This window comes from Coprococcus sp. ART55/1, assembly GCF_000210595.1.
In the GTDB taxonomy this organism is placed as follows: domain Bacteria; phylum Bacillota; class Clostridia; order Lachnospirales; family Lachnospiraceae; genus Coprococcus; species Coprococcus aceti.
The window spans coordinates 1,179,953-1,195,432 of the sequence record NC_021018.1 but is presented as its reverse complement, the minus strand read 5'-3'; the positions used below and the strand labels follow the sequence as shown (position 1 = coordinate 1,195,432).

General features: G+C 46.3%; 17 protein-coding genes. 15 read left to right on the top strand and 2 right to left on the bottom strand.

The genetic code is table 11. The features are described from left to right. Positions 1–373: 373 nt before the first annotated feature. Positions 374–1,132, top strand: a complete 759-nt coding sequence (locus CCU_RS05670; RefSeq protein ID WP_055223321.1) for a helix-turn-helix transcriptional regulator — start codon at positions 374–376, stop codon at positions 1,130–1,132. A 71-nt stretch (positions 1,133–1,203) separates the two neighbouring features. Here CCU_RS05670 and CCU_RS05665 read toward each other — a convergent pair whose 3' ends face one another. After that, positions 1,204–1,542 (bottom strand): P-II family nitrogen regulator, encoded by a 339-nt coding sequence (locus CCU_RS05665; RefSeq protein ID WP_015533899.1) that lies wholly within the window; start codon positions 1,540–1,542, stop codon positions 1,204–1,206. 303 nt (positions 1,543–1,845) lie between these two features. On the opposite strand from CCU_RS05665, the gene clpX reads away from it, so the two are divergent. The 9 genes from clpX (at position 1,846) to CCU_RS05620 (ending at position 10,293) form a co-directional block, all read left to right on the top strand. Then, a complete protein-coding gene (gene clpX, locus CCU_RS05660) occupies positions 1,846–3,333 on the top strand; it encodes an ATP-dependent Clp protease ATP-binding subunit ClpX (protein ID WP_015533898.1) in 1,488 nt (495 codons plus the stop codon). 276 nt (positions 3,334–3,609) lie between these two features. Next, positions 3,610–4,176, top strand: coding sequence for a manganese efflux pump MntP (locus tag CCU_RS05655; protein ID WP_015533897.1), 567 nt, complete (start codon positions 3,610–3,612; stop codon positions 4,174–4,176). A gap of 97 nt (positions 4,177–4,273) precedes the next feature. After that, positions 4,274–6,112 carry a DUF885 domain-containing protein gene (locus tag CCU_RS05650; RefSeq protein WP_015533896.1) on the top strand — a complete coding sequence of 613 codons (1,839 nt, stop codon included), beginning with the start codon at positions 4,274–4,276 and terminating at the stop codon, positions 6,110–6,112. Positions 6,113–6,249: 137 nt separating this feature from the next. Beyond that, complete coding sequence (locus CCU_RS05645) at positions 6,250–7,911, top strand: S8 family peptidase (RefSeq protein ID WP_208896024.1); 1,662 nt, start codon at positions 6,250–6,252, stop codon at positions 7,909–7,911. Positions 7,912–7,920: 9 nt separating this feature from the next. Continuing rightward, positions 7,921–8,331: a hypothetical protein gene (locus CCU_RS05640; RefSeq protein WP_015533895.1), complete on the top strand. Its 411-nt coding sequence runs from the start codon at positions 7,921–7,923 to the stop codon at positions 8,329–8,331. A 101-nt stretch (positions 8,332–8,432) separates the two neighbouring features. Beyond that, complete coding sequence (gene thrH / locus CCU_RS05635; RefSeq protein ID WP_015533894.1) at positions 8,433–9,035, top strand: bifunctional phosphoserine phosphatase/homoserine phosphotransferase ThrH; 603 nt, start codon at positions 8,433–8,435, stop codon at positions 9,033–9,035. Positions 9,036–9,049: 14 nt separating this feature from the next. Further along, a complete protein-coding gene (locus tag CCU_RS05630; protein WP_015533893.1) occupies positions 9,050–9,544 on the top strand; it encodes a hypothetical protein in 495 nt (164 codons plus the stop codon). 41 nt (positions 9,545–9,585) lie between these two features. After that, entirely contained in the window at positions 9,586–9,939 is a 354-nt protein-coding gene (locus tag CCU_RS05625; protein ID WP_015533892.1) for a hypothetical protein, read from the top strand. A gap of 24 nt (positions 9,940–9,963) precedes the next feature. Next, entirely contained in the window at positions 9,964–10,293 is a 330-nt protein-coding gene (locus CCU_RS05620; protein ID WP_015533891.1) for a hypothetical protein, read from the top strand. Positions 10,294–10,367: 74 nt separating this feature from the next. On the opposite strand, the gene CCU_RS05615 is transcribed toward CCU_RS05620, so the two are convergent. Next, entirely contained in the window at positions 10,368–10,916 is a 549-nt protein-coding gene (locus CCU_RS05615) for a hypothetical protein (protein WP_015533890.1), read from the bottom strand. A gap of 140 nt (positions 10,917–11,056) precedes the next feature. On the opposite strand from CCU_RS05615, the gene CCU_RS05610 reads away from it, so the two are divergent. Genes CCU_RS05610 through folK form a run of 5 tightly spaced genes read left to right on the top strand, consistent with a single transcriptional unit; the run spans position 11,057 to position 15,460 of the window. Continuing rightward, positions 11,057–11,938, top strand: a complete 882-nt coding sequence (locus CCU_RS05610; protein ID WP_243440864.1) for a polysaccharide deacetylase family protein — start codon at positions 11,057–11,059, stop codon at positions 11,936–11,938. 19 nt (positions 11,939–11,957) lie between these two features. Continuing rightward, positions 11,958–13,262 (top strand): bifunctional folylpolyglutamate synthase/dihydrofolate synthase, encoded by a 1,305-nt coding sequence (locus CCU_RS05605; protein ID WP_208896023.1) that lies wholly within the window; start codon positions 11,958–11,960, stop codon positions 13,260–13,262. Further along, positions 13,262–13,753 (top strand): HD domain-containing protein, encoded by a 492-nt coding sequence (locus CCU_RS05600; protein ID WP_015533888.1) that lies wholly within the window; start codon positions 13,262–13,264, stop codon positions 13,751–13,753. Before CCU_RS05605 ends, CCU_RS05600 begins: the two co-directional genes overlap by 1 nt. A gap of 59 nt (positions 13,754–13,812) precedes the next feature. Further along, positions 13,813–14,622, top strand: coding sequence for a dihydropteroate synthase (gene folP, locus CCU_RS05595; protein ID WP_015533887.1), 810 nt, complete (start codon positions 13,813–13,815; stop codon positions 14,620–14,622). Positions 14,623–14,641: 19 nt separating this feature from the next. Continuing rightward, positions 14,642–15,460 carry a 2-amino-4-hydroxy-6-hydroxymethyldihydropteridine diphosphokinase gene (gene folK / locus CCU_RS05590; protein WP_015533886.1) on the top strand — a complete coding sequence of 273 codons (819 nt, stop codon included), beginning with the start codon at positions 14,642–14,644 and terminating at the stop codon, positions 15,458–15,460. Positions 15,461–15,480: the final 20 nt, after the last annotated feature.

Sequence of the window (15,480 nt, the reverse complement as noted above, 5' to 3'; positions counted from 1 at the left end):
AGTGCGGCTCCGACAAGGAACCATACTCCAAATACAATTGTGCTTACGTCTTCCATAATCATTCCTCCTTTTAATACATTGTAGTTGTGGAAGTGATCAGATAATAAAAAAAGATGCGTCCCGCCAGGTATGCTCCTGACAAAACACATCTTTGTGCACATTATATCTGATCGTACGTCACTGAGATATGACTGATAATAAGTATCTCAGTGCCACACCTCAATTACTAACTTGGGTTGAGTATAGTATTGAGATATGGTAAAATATTGAAAAAATCGGACGTGGAACGATAAACCTTATTATATTTTGCGCGGGCTTAATATAATAAAGCAAAGATACGGTAAAGATAAATAAAGTTATGCGGAGATGGCGTATGGATAGTCAGATTTTATTGAATGTTAATTTTTGCAGTGAAGTACATACTAATTTAATAGAAAAGAATGAGAAGTCTGTGTATGTGAGAGCTGGTTACAGCTTGGGTGGGCTGAGAATAGTGCCACAGGAGAATGCTGGGATATGTGTGATATGTATGGATGGACACATCAAAAGGGTGTATCCGGGTGAACTGGAGGCGGCTGTTTGCATTGAGGAGAGCTGCAGCTTCATATCTGTGGAGCAGGATCTTGGATTTGGCAGGGAGACTCTGGATACCCAAGATATGCGTCTGCTTGAAAAACTGCTGACGGCTGATCATGCATTTACAGGAAATGGTGCAGAAGATCCGATAGAGAGTGCGACAGAGGAGATCACGGAGCATATAGAGAAATGCGGATCGTTGTGGCAGAGGAATGGCATGGCTGATTCGGACATCGTGAAACAGGCGGATGTCATATATGCGGCAAAAGGGAAGATAAGCATATCAGAGCTTGCTGAGCAGATGGGATGCACCGTTAGACATGTGCATAGGAGATTTGTGGAGGAGCTGGGGGTCAGCCCCAAGAGGTTTGCCCGCATCGTGAGGATCAGGGAGACTGTGAGAAAAATGCTGGAGCATCCGGGCGGACATGTCACGGATTATATGGATGACATGGGATATTCTGACCAGGCGCATTTCCAGAGAGAGTTTAAGTGGTATACAGGGATGACCCCGGGGAGTCTGCTGAAGATACTGGGAGACAGAGCTGAACGATAAAAAACAGGCAGTGGACAAATGCCACTGCCTGCCAATTTAGAAAAAGGAATGATACTGGATACCTGTGCTTATTAGAGCGCTGTCTCTCCACGCTCGCCTGTACGGATACGAACGACATCTGCCACATCATATACGAAGATCTTACCATCACCGATCTTACCGGTGGATATTCTCTCGCAAACCTTGAAAATGATCTTGTCCGCAACATCGTCTGCTGCGATGGTCTCGATCTTTACCTTTGGAATAAGGTTTACAACATATTCGCTTCCTCTGTAAGTTGTCTTATATCCCTTCTGATTACCGTAACCCATGATGTTTGATACCATGGCACCTGTTGATTCACACTCATCAAGTATTGACTTTACATCATCAAGCTTTTCTGAACGAACTACGATTTCAAGTTTCTTCATAATTACAGTCCTCCTTTTACCCGTTGGATTTATTTTTTATGATTATAGCATAGCGAAAAATCCAATTCCATAGCACTTCGCAAATGCCGAAATTTTAAAACGATTCGAAAGATGCCAGCGGTAAAATAATACAAAAAACAGACAAATGACTTAATAATATTAAGGACAGAAGCGGGGCGGCGCTGCGTGCCAGCGGTTAATTTACAGTAATTTCATATTTGCAGGTGTTGGTAAATGTGGTATATGTGTGTTATTATATTTCTGACTGAGACTATATGTATAATCAGGAAAGGAAAATGAGATATGGCAGAGAATTATGATGATATAGATAAGAAGACACCGGATACGGTGGATACCGATGGACATGCATCGGATGATAAGGACAACGATGACGACTACGAGAAATACTGCTACCTGTGCAGGAGACCGGAGAGCGTGGCCGGCAAGCTGATACATATGCCTGGAGATATAAATATATGTGCAGACTGCATGCAGAGATCATTTGACAGCTTCAACAATTCCGGGTTTGGCAACATGCCGGGGCTTGGCAATATGCAGTTCATAGATCTGACAAATATGCCATTTGGCAATATAGATATGTCCAAGTTCAAGGCACAGAATGACGTGCCAAAGTCACAGAAAGTCAAGAAGAAGGCGCCAAAGGAAAAGAAGCAGGAGGAAGAACTCACGCTTAAGACAATTCCGGCTCCTCATAAGATCAAGGCTATGCTGGACGAGTATGTTGTGGGACAGGAATATGCCAAGAAGGTTATATCCGTGGCTGTATACAATCATTATAAGAGGGTTCTCACAGATTCCATGGATGATATAGAGATAGAGAAATCCAACATGCTGATGGTGGGACCTACAGGCTGTGGTAAGACATATATAGTCAAGACCATAGCAAGACTTCTCAAGGTGCCTCTCGCAATAACTGATGCGACAACTCTTACAGAGGCCGGTTATATAGGCGATGATGTAGAGAGCGTTCTGTCAAAGCTTCTCGCCGCCGCCGACAATGATGTGGAGAAGGCAGAGAGAGGAATCGTGTTCATAGATGAGATAGACAAGATCGCCAAGAAGCAGAACAGCAACAGCAGGGATGTGAGCGGTGAATCCGTACAGCAGGGACTGCTGAAGCTCCTCGAGGGCGCGGATGTTGAGGTACCTGTGGGATCGGGCAGCAAGAATGCTATGGTTCCCATGACGACCATCAATACAAGAAACATACTGTTTATATGTGGTGGAGCATTCCCTGATATAGAGGAGATTATAAAGCAGAGAATAAGCAGGCAGGCGTCCATGGGCTTCAAGGCTGAACTCAAGGACAAATATGATGATGATCCGAATCTGCTGAGACAGGTTACAACCGAGGATCTCCGTGAGTTTGGCATGATACCTGAGTTCCTTGGAAGACTTCCGGTACTCTTCACACTTGATGCGTTGGATAAGAATATGTACGTGAGCATACTCAAGGAGCCTAAGAATGCGATATTAAAGCAGTATAAGAAGCTCCTTGCACTGGATGAGGTGGATCTTAGATTTGACGATTCGGCATACGAGGCGATAGCCGAGGAGGCGATCAAGAGGAAGACGGGAGCCAGAGCTCTACGTGCCATCATAGAGAAATTCATGCTGGATATCATGTACCAGATCCCAAGGGATGACACCATAGGAAGGGTGACAATCACAGGTGATTATATAAAGGGCAAGGGAAGCCCTATCATAGAACTGCGCGGAACACCGGCACTTGAGGAGGCAAGCGCAACTCAGATCGATAAGCAGGACTGAACAGATCTGTAATGACAATAATGCGATAACAGGGAAATGCTACTTGATAATATTTTATCAATATGCTAGAATATCACCGTTCATTAAGGGAGTAGTCAGCGCAGAGCTTGCGTTGTGATATCAACATAATGATTGGCAGCCATCGGTCGATGATGGCGTGAATCTGGTATTACTGTAGATGATGAGACTTTCTGGACAGCTTTTAGCTGCCCGGGAGGTCTCTTTTTATATGTGTCTGTGACTGCATCCGTCAAATCTATATCAAGGAGAAAAATTATGAGTATTGCAGAGTTATTCCTGTTGGCAGTTGGTCTTTCAATGGATGCATTTGCCGTGTCTATCTGTAAGGGGTTGTCCCTGCGCAACATCAAGGTGAAGCACATGCTTATCGCAGGTGCGTGGTTTGGAGGATTTCAGGCACTTATGCCGACGGTAGGATATGTCCTCGGAAGCTTTTTTGCAGATCTGGTAAGCAAATGGTCACACTGGATCGCATTTGTGCTCCTCCTGTTCATCGGCGGAAGCATGATCAAGGAGTCGTTTGGCGAGGAAGAGGAAGTAGATGCAGATATGAGCTTTAAGGTCATGTTCCTTCTGGCGGTTGCAACCAGCATAGACGCACTGGCGGTTGGAGTGTCATTTGCATTCCTCAAGCTGTCCACTCTGTATATCATACTTGCGGTATTATTCATAGGATGTATCACATTCATATGTTCAGCGGTCGGAGTGAAGATCGGAAGTATATTCGGAACAAAGTACAAGTCAAAGGCTGAGCTTGCCGGAGGTATCATACTTATACTCATAGGAGTAAAGGTTGTTCTGGACGGACTCGGTATATTGTAACCTTAACATAAAATAAATGGACAATAGTATGGTTTATGGCATACAATGTGTAGATAGGTTATGTGAAGGGACAATATAATAAGTAAGGAGTAGATGTATGACCAGATTCAAAAAGAATATGAGAAGATTTGTCGTGGCTGCTGTTGTCGGAGCCATGGCCATGTCGATGACTGCATGTACTTCTCATATGTTTGATGAGAAGACTATCACAGGAACAATAAAGGATAATGCGGACGACTACACAAAGGTGCAGAAGGAGTTCGAGGAATATCTGCACGATGAGTATGTGGACAGTGTGACATCGGACACACTCTCGTACAACTATGAGATAAAGGATGGGGATGCCCTTGGTATTCCTGAGCCGGAGGTATCTCTGGGCGATTCGGATATGAGCGATGAGGGAATCAAAAAACGTAAGGCTGAGTTTGATGAGTCCTTTGACAAGCTCAAGTCATTTGACAGGGACGATCTCACGGAGAGCCAGCAGCTCACATACGATATACTTAATCAGTATCTGGAGACGGAGTCAGAGGGTTATCTGAACATATACCTCAGCGAGCCGTTCTCACCTATGAAGGGACTGCAGTCGAATATATCCACATATTTCACAGACTACCGTTTTGACGACAAGGGTGATGTGGAGAGATATCTTCAGGTGCTTGGAATGGTAAGGGATTATTTTGATGACAATCTAGAGTTTGAGAAGACAAAGTCCGAGAAGGGATATTTTATGAGTGATGCCGTGTGCGATAAGGTCATCGAGCAGTGCGAAGACTTCATCAAGGACAAGGACAATCACTTCATGATACAGGTGTTCAACGATAACATCGAGGCGCTGGACTTCCTGACTGCGGACGAGATAGCGGACTTTGAGGAACAGAATAAGAAGGCCGTTGCGGAAAGTCTTATACCTGCATATGAGGATGTTATAGATGTGCTGTCATCGCTCAAGGGAACCGGTAAGAATCAGGGTGGTGTGTGTGGCTATGAAGGTGGTAAAGAGTATTACGCTTACCTTTTGAAGGACGCTGCGGGAACTGATAAGACACCTGAGGAAGTGGCACAGATGCTGGATGACAACCTGTCAGATCTCATGACAGATCTGTATTCCATAGCCATGACACAGTACGATTCATATGAATATTTTGTGGAGCACTACGATGACCTCTTTGGAGACAGTGACTCAAAGGAGCCTTCAGAAATAATAGATATACTCATGAATACAGCCACCAAGAACTACCCAGACTTTGGAGAGATAAAGTATCAGGCGAAGAAGCTTGATAAGAGCCTTGAGGATATTCAGGAGAATACGCTGGCATACTATATGTCACCTGCGATCGATGACCAGGACAACAACCTTATCAGGGTAAATGGCAAACATACGGATGGTATGTGGACCACACTTGCCCATGAGGGATATCCGGGACACATGCTGCAGAATGCATACTACATGTCAACAGATCCTGAACCGGTACGTACCATATTAAGCTTCCTTGGATACAAGGAGGGCTGGGCAATGTATGCGTGCTATGATGCCATAAACTATTACACATTTGATGGGGCATCTGATTCGGACACCGTTGCAAAACTGTACAGGTTAAACGATGAGATCAATTATCTCATAAGTGGAAGGATCGATATAGGAATCAACTATGAGGGCTGGTCACTGCAGGAAGCAAAAGATTACCTGAATGAAAAGGGATTCAACGGCGATGCTGCCGACGATCTGTATACTACCATGATAGGTGATCCTGCCGTATACCAGAGTTATTCAACAGGCTTCTATGAGATGCAGGAGATCAGGGATTATGCTGAGGAACAGCTTGGATCAAAGTTTGACCTGAAGGAGTTCAATACAGTCGTTCTCGAGACAGGTCCATGCCAGTTCAATATCCTGAAGCAGCAGGTTCAGAAGTATATTGATACAAAACAATAAAATAGAATATAGCCGGTACATATAATGTACAGATGGAGACATACCACAGCCGGAGAAATTTCCGTGCTGCGGTATTTTTGTGTAAAGATTCGGAATTTGCTGCATATACTATATAGATGCCCCTGGAGGGATGTGCGGTGATATCAGATGCTGCTTACTCAGAGGATTATGTGGAATATATAATAGAATACAACGGAGACAGGGAAGCTCTGATGGATCTGTATCAGCCATACGGGCTCAACATAATAGACGACAGATATGCGGTGGCATATCAGCCGTTTCCGGCCGGGTATATGGAGAGTTTTTCAAGGCTTGAGTACAATCTTTTCCCCAAAGTGTACGGCCTGATGGACGACGTGGGAGCTCTTGAGGCTATAGGGGTTATCAATATCCAGCAGGAAAATATACTCGGACTCACCGGAAAGGGGATACTGCTTGGCATCGTTGATACGGGGATCGATATATTTGGCAGTTCATTTGTGCGGGATGGGGGTAAGACAAAGATACTTGCGGCGTGGGATCAGACTGTGGAGGAGGCTGACAACGCATCATACGGCTACGGCAGGGAGTATAGCACGGAGGAGATACAGGCTGCTGTGGATGAGAGACAAAGGATATTGACGGATACCACCGGGCATGGAAGCTTCTGCGCGGGAACGGCTGTGAGCGTGGCTCCGTCGGCAGACCTGGTGGTGGTGAAGTTAAAGCAGGCAAAGGAGAATCTCCGCAGTTTTTATGGTATTCCATCGGATGCAAATGCGTACAGTGAGGTTGACATAATGACAGCGATAGCATATCTGCTTGAGCAGCAGAAAAAGCTGCGCATACCTATGAGCATACTCGTGACGCTTGGAACCAACAGTGGAAGCCATACGGGGGCGGGAGCGCTGGACAAATATATAAACAACATAGGAGATCTTCAGGGGTTTGCGGTATCTGCTGCCGGTGGCAACGAGGGGAGAGCAGGACATCATTATTCCGGGATCGTCACAGGGGCATATGATGTCGTTGAGATCGATGTGGCAGATCACAACAGCTTTACACTTGAGATATGGGGTAAGTCCACCAATACCTACTCGGTGGCCATAGAGATTCCCGGCGGGGAATTTATAGAGAGGATATCGCCGAGGTATGACAGGAGCTCGATCATCCGTCCGATATTTGGAGGTGGGATGATATATGTCGACTATTTTCTCGTAGAGGATTCTGCTGGGCAGGAGCTCATCATGCTCAGATTTATAACCCCGGCAAATGGTATATGGCGGATAAGGGTGTACGGTGTTGGAACCACGGAGCTCAGCTTTAACGCGTGGCTGCCCATAAGCAGCTTTGTATCCCCGGGGACGAGATTTGTGTCAAGTGATCCGGGAGTGACCATAACCAGCCCGGCGGTGGCGGAGACTGCGATATGCACTTGCGCATATGATCACTCAAATGGTAATCTGTATATAGACAACAGCAGAGGCTATACGGCGGACGGCAGGGTGAAACCGGATCTTCTCGCTCCCGGAGTGAATATAAGGGGAGAAGGAGCCAGCGGGGAGACGGTTATAAGAAGCGGCACCTCAGTGGCGGCTTCGTACACTGCGGGCTGCAGTGCCATCATGCTTGAGTGGTCGTATGGGAGAAAGATGATAAGGAATATAAACGGCAACCAGATAAGGGGCTACCTGATAAGGGGAGCGGTGAGACCGGGAAGTTCGGGCGGGCTTTTGGAGATCAGGCAGTATCCGAATCCCGAGTGGGGATATGGCCTGCTGAACATTTACAATACATTTGAAAGTCTCAGGAATGTGTGAGGATAAGTTATGGGAAGAACGTGCAGAGAAGAGCTGGCGAGCGGCGGTACGCTAATAATAAGTGAGAATGACTTCAGGATAGAGTATTTCTTCCCGGGGCCGGATGGACGCTATGGTGGAGTGAGGGTCAATATTCCGGGAAGGAAAGTTGAGACCTATATGAGGGCATGGCAGAAGAATTATGAAAGGTACGAAGAGCTTCAGAAGGCGGCGGGGGCAAGTGTGGTGAAGAGACCGGCTGCGATGAGAGGTGAGTGCGGAATGACGATACGGACCGGTTTCATGGACGGAGTATACCTGAAGGGAAGCCACATGAGAGTGACGGAAAGGGTGCAGCTCGACATGATAATCCGGGATTATGGATATGCTCTGGACAGATGGAAGAAGTCCGGGCAAATGCCTGAAAGTAGTGATTGTTAGTCTGCGTGATACTGTGCTATAATGCATCTGTGTGGTCAGAAACGGGAGGAGTATGACATGCATTAATTCACACTATTTATAAGAACGGAGGATAATATAATATGTATATAACATGTCTTGATTTAGAGGGAGTACTGGTGCCTGAGATTTGGATCGCATTTGCGGAGGCAAGCGGAATACCTGAGCTTAAGAGAACAACAAGGGATGAGCCTGACTACGATAAGCTCATGAACTGGAGACTTGGTATACTTAAGGAGCACGGACTTGGACTCAAGGAGATACAGGAGACTATAGCAAAGATAGATCCTATCCCTGGAGCAAAGGAGTTTCTGGATGAGCTGAGATCCATAGGACAGGTGATAATCATAAGCGATACATTTTCACAGTTTGCAGGCCCTCTCATGAAGAAGCTCGGTTATCCTACAATATTCTGTAATGAGCTGATCGTTGCAGATGACGGTGAGATCACAGGCTTCAAGATGAGATGCCCACAGTCGAAGCTCACAACAGTCAAGGCTCTGCAGTCAATCGGCTACGACACTATAGCAAGCGGTGACAGCCACAACGATCTGGGAATGATCTATGCGAGCAAGGCAGGCTTCCTGTTCAAGAGCACAGATCAGATCAAGGCGGATAATCCTGATCTTGAGGCATTTGAGACATACGATGAGCTTCTTGCGGCCATCAAGAAGGCAATGGACTAGTTGGAGATACAGATATGAAGTACAAGAGTGTAGATGAGATCGAGACGCTCTCTTTCAGGGATGCGACTCTGATCAGATGTATATATTCGGAGAAGCAGGGAATCCTGGAATTTGAATTTGATGGCGCGGTAGTCAGAGAGGACAACTCTGCAAATGAGCTCTATACTGACAGATATGCCAGTGATATGCAGGTCAGATTCACTGAGCCTGAGATCGAGGCACTTCTGCTCGAGGGTCATAAGTATTACGATGCGAACGATGTCCTCCAGGAGTCAGTACCGGATAAGCCTGTGGACAGGGCGGACTATGAGGATGTGCTGAAGAGCTTTGAGGGCAAGGTTGTATTTTATTCGGGCCAGCCAAAGGAGATGCTCAAGTCTTCGGAGAATGCTGACAGAAAATGCTATCAGATGATAATAGATGTGGATGAGGAATCCTATGTTCTGAGTTTTTACTATGATAAGGTGATCGCACAGTGGGAGCACTTTATGAACAAGGTGATGAACTAGCCTGACGGTTCGGCAGGGATCAGGAAAGGAAGATGCGGCAGATGGCAAAGAGGATACGCCGGTATATAACATATATTGATGAGCTTTTAAAGAGGAATGATGTGGACTTTGCACGGGAGGCAGAGAGACATCTCACGCAGGTAGGATTTTTCATGCATGAGAGACTTATCCACCTCATAGTGCTGGTATTGTTTGCCGTATTGACGGTTGCAACATGTATAACATTTGTAGTGACGGACAATATATCGCTGCTGATACTTGCACTTGCATTCATGGTGCTGCTTGTTCCATACATAATGCACTATCATCTTCTTGAGAACAGTGTCCAGTATATGTATGAGCAATACGACAGAATGCTCGAGAAGGCGGGCATAGATGCGTTTGTAAACAGATGATTGGTGAAAGGCGGTAAAGCATATATGTTCAATTTCGTTATGGGTATCGTGATGATCGGAATAGGCTCAATAAGTGTGGCTCATGCATTTTTTTCAAAAAATATGGCGGGCTTCATATTCTTCGGCATACTGATGATCGGATTCGGAATAGTGGAGCTGGTCAGATCCAGGGGCGTAAAGGCCAGAAAGAAGGCTGCCAGAGACAGAGAGTTTGACATGTACAATCTCATTGCGTCGGAGATGGGAGTCAAGATCAATCCGCTCACAGGAGAGATGCTGAGCTCAGACAAGAAGGGTGAAGACGAACAAGTGACTGTTACTGAAGCTGATGATGCAGCGGATGTGGCAGAATAAGAATATAGAATAAAGCGGCATGGAGGTTTTTAGATACCTCCGTGCCGCTTGTTTTTTCATGCGGGATATTTCATCTATTTATAATCAGAGAAATCATACTCTGCAAATGTCTTCCCGTGCTCATCGGATCTGTACACCTTGCCATCGCTGGAGTCGATATAGAAATCACCGACCTTGGTGTCGCCCTCTTTATTGTTGTCGTGGAGCTCGATGTGGTAGCCTGTTTTTCCAACGGAAAATTCTGTGAGATCCTTGTCACTGTTGGCAACCTCGAATCTTCCGTCACCTGCGGGAAGCTGATCCATGAACCAGTCCTGGGCATCATCGAATGAAGCGAAGATGCCTGACACGGTGTTTCCTACGCCGTCAGCTACATCCTTTACACCGTCGGCCACGCCGTCAGCTACATCCTTTACAGCGTCGGCTGCTCCGCCTACAATGCCTTTGTCAGATGAGTCGGTGCTGTTTCCCTCAGAGCTGTTACTATTCTGAGCCTCAGATGTTGTCTGGGTGCTGGCTGCTGAAGATGAGCCAGTGCTTGAAGCACCGTTTGAATTGCCACAACCACAGAAGAGGATCATGGTGAGTGTCATACACGTCACAAGTAAAAAGTATTTTTTCATTGTACATGTTCTCCTTTTTTTAATATTTGCTATTTATATTCTCCGTATATCTGAGAAATATTCATGGCATAAAAAATAGACACATAATTAAAAATAAAAAATAATATAATAGAAAAAATGCTATAGGCGGCGAGGATCATTTGAAAAAAATTGACAATGTGCAGGAGGTGACTGACAAATGGCAGTATATTATGCTGGCGGTTGCCATATTTCTTGCCATAATTTTCTGTTGTTATTACATAATCAGCCAGTCGAGGTGGGGCTTTTATACTGCCGGAGGGCCGGTCAGGCAGCAGGCAAATGTCCTGGGGGCGGATGAGAGCACACCATCGGAGGTGGATGGGGCAAATGATACCGGGGAGATGCAGCCGGAGAAGGACGAAACGGAGTCTGATGCGGAGCCGGAGATAACGAAGAGGGCGTATCTCACATTTGACGATGGGCCATCCGGGAACACAGTGGAGATACTGGATATCCTTGATAAATACGATGTGAAGGCAACATTTTTTGTCGTGGGGCGCGACAAGAGCTATTATGATGCCTACCGGGATATAGTGGATAGGGGACATACACTGGGGCTTCATTCGTACACCCATGATTACGATAAAATATATGGAAGCCTTGCTGATTTCTCCGAAGATATTGAGGAATTGCGAAATTTATTGTATGATGTAACAGGTGTAAATTGTGTATATTACAGATTCCCGGGCGGCAGTTCAAATACGGTATCCAGAGTGGATATGAACACCCTGATAGATTATGTGAATGCCGAGGGGCTTATATATTATGATTGGAATGCGCTGAACAATGATGCCGTGTGTGGCAGCTACACGCCGGAGCAGCTTGTCGACAATATCATGAAGGATGCACTGCAGCACGACGATGTGGTTATATTGATGCATGATCTTGAGTCGAGGCACACCACGGTGGAATCACTGCCGATGCTCATTGAAAGACTCCGGGATGATGGGTATGAGCTGCTGCCTATAGATGAGAATGCACCACTTATCAGGCACAGATGAGAAGGGACGGATATATGCCATGACTTATGAAGAGGCAAGAAGTTATATAGAATATACGGACACCATGGGAAGCGTTCTGGGGCTTGACAGTATAAAGGAGCTGCTGAGAAGGCTGGGCGATCCGCAGGACGCAGTCCCGGTTATACATATAGCAGGAACAAATGGCAAAGGTTCGATATGCGCATTTCTGGACGAGATACTTGAGAGTGCAGGATACAGTGTGGGAAGATATATATCTCCGACGATATTTACATATCTTGAGAGATTTCAGATAGATAAGGAATATATGTCTGAGGAGGATTTTGCCGTATATCTAGAGACGGTGAAAGATGCAGCGGATGACATGGTGTCGGACGGCTGGGGAAGGCCCACATCGTTTGAGACGGAGACAGCGGTGGCGTTCTGTTATTTCAGCGACAAAAAGGTCGATTTCCTGTTGCTTGAGACCGGAATGGGAGGCCTGGAGGATGCCACAAATGTGTGTAGCCACCCGGTCTGTACGATAATAGCAAGTATAAGCATGGATCACATGCATTTCCTCGGGAATACCCTGAGGGATATATACAGACAGAAGCTTGGAATATTGAAAAAGAACTGCCCATGTGTGGCGTACCCGCTTGCCTCAGAGCTTGAGGATATGTGGGATATGGCATGTGAGCAGAATAATATATCGAACTTGGCGGTACTTATCAGGGAGAAGGATATAGAGATATGCAGAGAGTCAGTAGGTGGAAGTGAATATATATATGACGGACAGAGATACGAACTTCAGGTTCCGGGCATATATCAGATATATAACAGTGCCACAGCGGCTGCGACCGCACATGTTCTCATGAGGCTTGGATATGAGCTGACTGAGGATGATATAAGGAGAGGACTTAAAGCGACGTTCTGGAAGGGAAGATTCCAGAAGCTTATGGACAAACCTCTCTTGTATGTGGATGGCGCACACAATCCGGGAGGCTGGAGAGCACTTAGACAGAACATAGATGAGTATTTTGCCGGAAGAGACCTCATATATATATGTGGGGTGTTCAAGGACAAAGACTATGAGCAGATGCTCAGGATCATGATGCCGGGGGCTTCTGCGTTCATAGCAGTTGAGCCGGATAACCCGAGAGCACTTTCAAGGCATGAGCTGAAAAGGCTGGCAGGGACATATATAGATGAAGTCTATGAGCAGGAAGATGTGGACGATGCCGTGAGGCTGACGATGACGCTGGCTGATGACAGGCAGGATCCGGTGGTGATTGTATTTGGCTCGCTGTCATTTATTGGGCCGATCATAGACCGTGCGGAACATGGAGGATATATAGAAAGCTGATGCAGACAGAGATGGACAGAGTGGACAGGATCATATACAACGATGAATACAGACGTCTCATGGAGACTGTGCGGAACAAGGAGACCGACAGGATATTCTGCCGGCATGGACTTGAGCACTGCCTGGATGTTGCCAGGATAGCGTATATAATGAATATCGAACAGGGATATGCGATAGACAGGGAGATCATATATGCCGCGGCACTTCTTCACGATGTGGGACGGGCAGATCCTGATGACACCGGCAGGAAGCATCATGAGCTGAGTGTTGAGTATGCGGGCAGGATACTGGAGCAGTGCGGATTTTCCACGCAGGAGAATGAGCAGATATGTGATGCCATAGGCTCACACAATACAGACGGTGCTGAGCGGGAAGGACTGGCATATGTGTTGTATAATGCGGATAAGCTGTCTCGAAACTGTTTTGACTGCAAGGCATCAGACCAGTGTTACTGGCTGGAGAGTGCACGCAATACAGGGATAAAATATTAAGGGAAGTACCAAGGGATCGCACGTCATGTGCGGATATTTTATATCTGGAGGATAAAAGGATGATAATAGGAAACAAGACATTTGAGAGTGGAAAAGAACCTTATGTGATGGGGATACTGAATGTGACCCCGGATTCATTTTCGGATGGAGGACAGCATAACACCATGGACACAGCTCTGTTTACCACAGAGAAGATGATAGCTGAGGGTGCTGTGATAATAGATGTTGGCGGTGAGTCCACAAGACCTGGATATACAAAGATATCGGATGAGGAGGAGATAGAGAGGACCGCACCGATCATAGAGGCGATAAAGAGAGATTTCGACGTGGCAGTATCACTCGACACATACAAGTCTGCGGTGGCTGAGGCGGGTATACATGCAGGTGCAGATCTCATAAACGATATATGGGGACTGAAGTATGATGAGAAGATGGCGGCTGTCATAGCGAAGTACGACAAGGCGTGCTGTCTTATGCATAACAGGGAGAACACAGATTACACAGACTATCTGGCTGATGTTGTATCAGATCTGGATGAGTCGGTTAACATGGCTCTGGCAGCAGGCATAGACAGGGACAAGATCATGGTGGATCCGGGAATAGGATTTGCAAAGGATCTGCATCAGAATCTGCTCCTCATGAACAATCTGGAGCTGCTCCACAAATGGGATCTCCCGATACTCCTCGGAACGTCGAGAAAGTCGATGATAGGACTTACACTTGATCTTCCGGTGACCGAGCGCGAGGAGGGAACAGTTGCCACATCAGTGCTTGGGCTTGTGAAGGGCTGCGATTTCTTCAGAGTACACGATGTGAAGAGCAACTACAGAGCACTCAAGATGACGCATGCGATGCTGAGTGCCAGATAAAATATAGCGGAGGTGCGGTATGGACAGTATCAATATAAAAGGACTTGAGGTATTTGCACATCACGGAGTGTACAGGGAGGAGAATGTCCTTGGACAGAAGTTCGTGGTGGACGTATCCATGCAGGTGTCGACCCAGGAGGCCGGCAGAAGTGATGATATAAGAAAATCTGTGAACTATGGCAGCGTGTGCGATGGCATACAGAAGGTCATGAAGAACAGAAATTATAAATTGATAGAGACTGTGGCTGAGGAGATAGCAGACATGATACTTCTCACTTACGATGATGTGAGAGGGGTAAATGTGACGGTAAAGAAGCCGTGGGCTCCGGTCATGGTACATGTAGATACAGTGTCCGTGTCCATAAGCAGAAAAAAGCACACAGCATATCTTGGACTTGGGTCAAATATCGGCGACAGGGAATCATATCTGGACATGGCCATAGATGAGCTGAACAAGGATAAATACACCAAGGTGACAAGAGTATCAGATTTTATAGAGACCGAGCCGTATGGCGGCGTTGAGCAGGACGATTTCCTGAACGGCTGTCTGGAGATAGAGACGCTCAGGACTCCTGAGGAACTGCTGAGACTGGTGAATGGAATAGAGAAAGCGGCGGGAAGAGAGAGGCTGATCCACTGGGGACCGAGAACTCTGGATATCGATATCCTGCTTTATGATGATGTCGTGTATGACAGTGAGGATCTTCACATACCACACGTGGAGATGCACAAGAGAGAGTTTGTACTTGAACCGTTGTCCGCGATAGCGGGATACAAGAGGCACCCGCTGCTTGGCAAGACAATATCCGAGCTTCGTGCCGGGCTGGACAAACAGTGACAAAATTGACACTTCAAGTG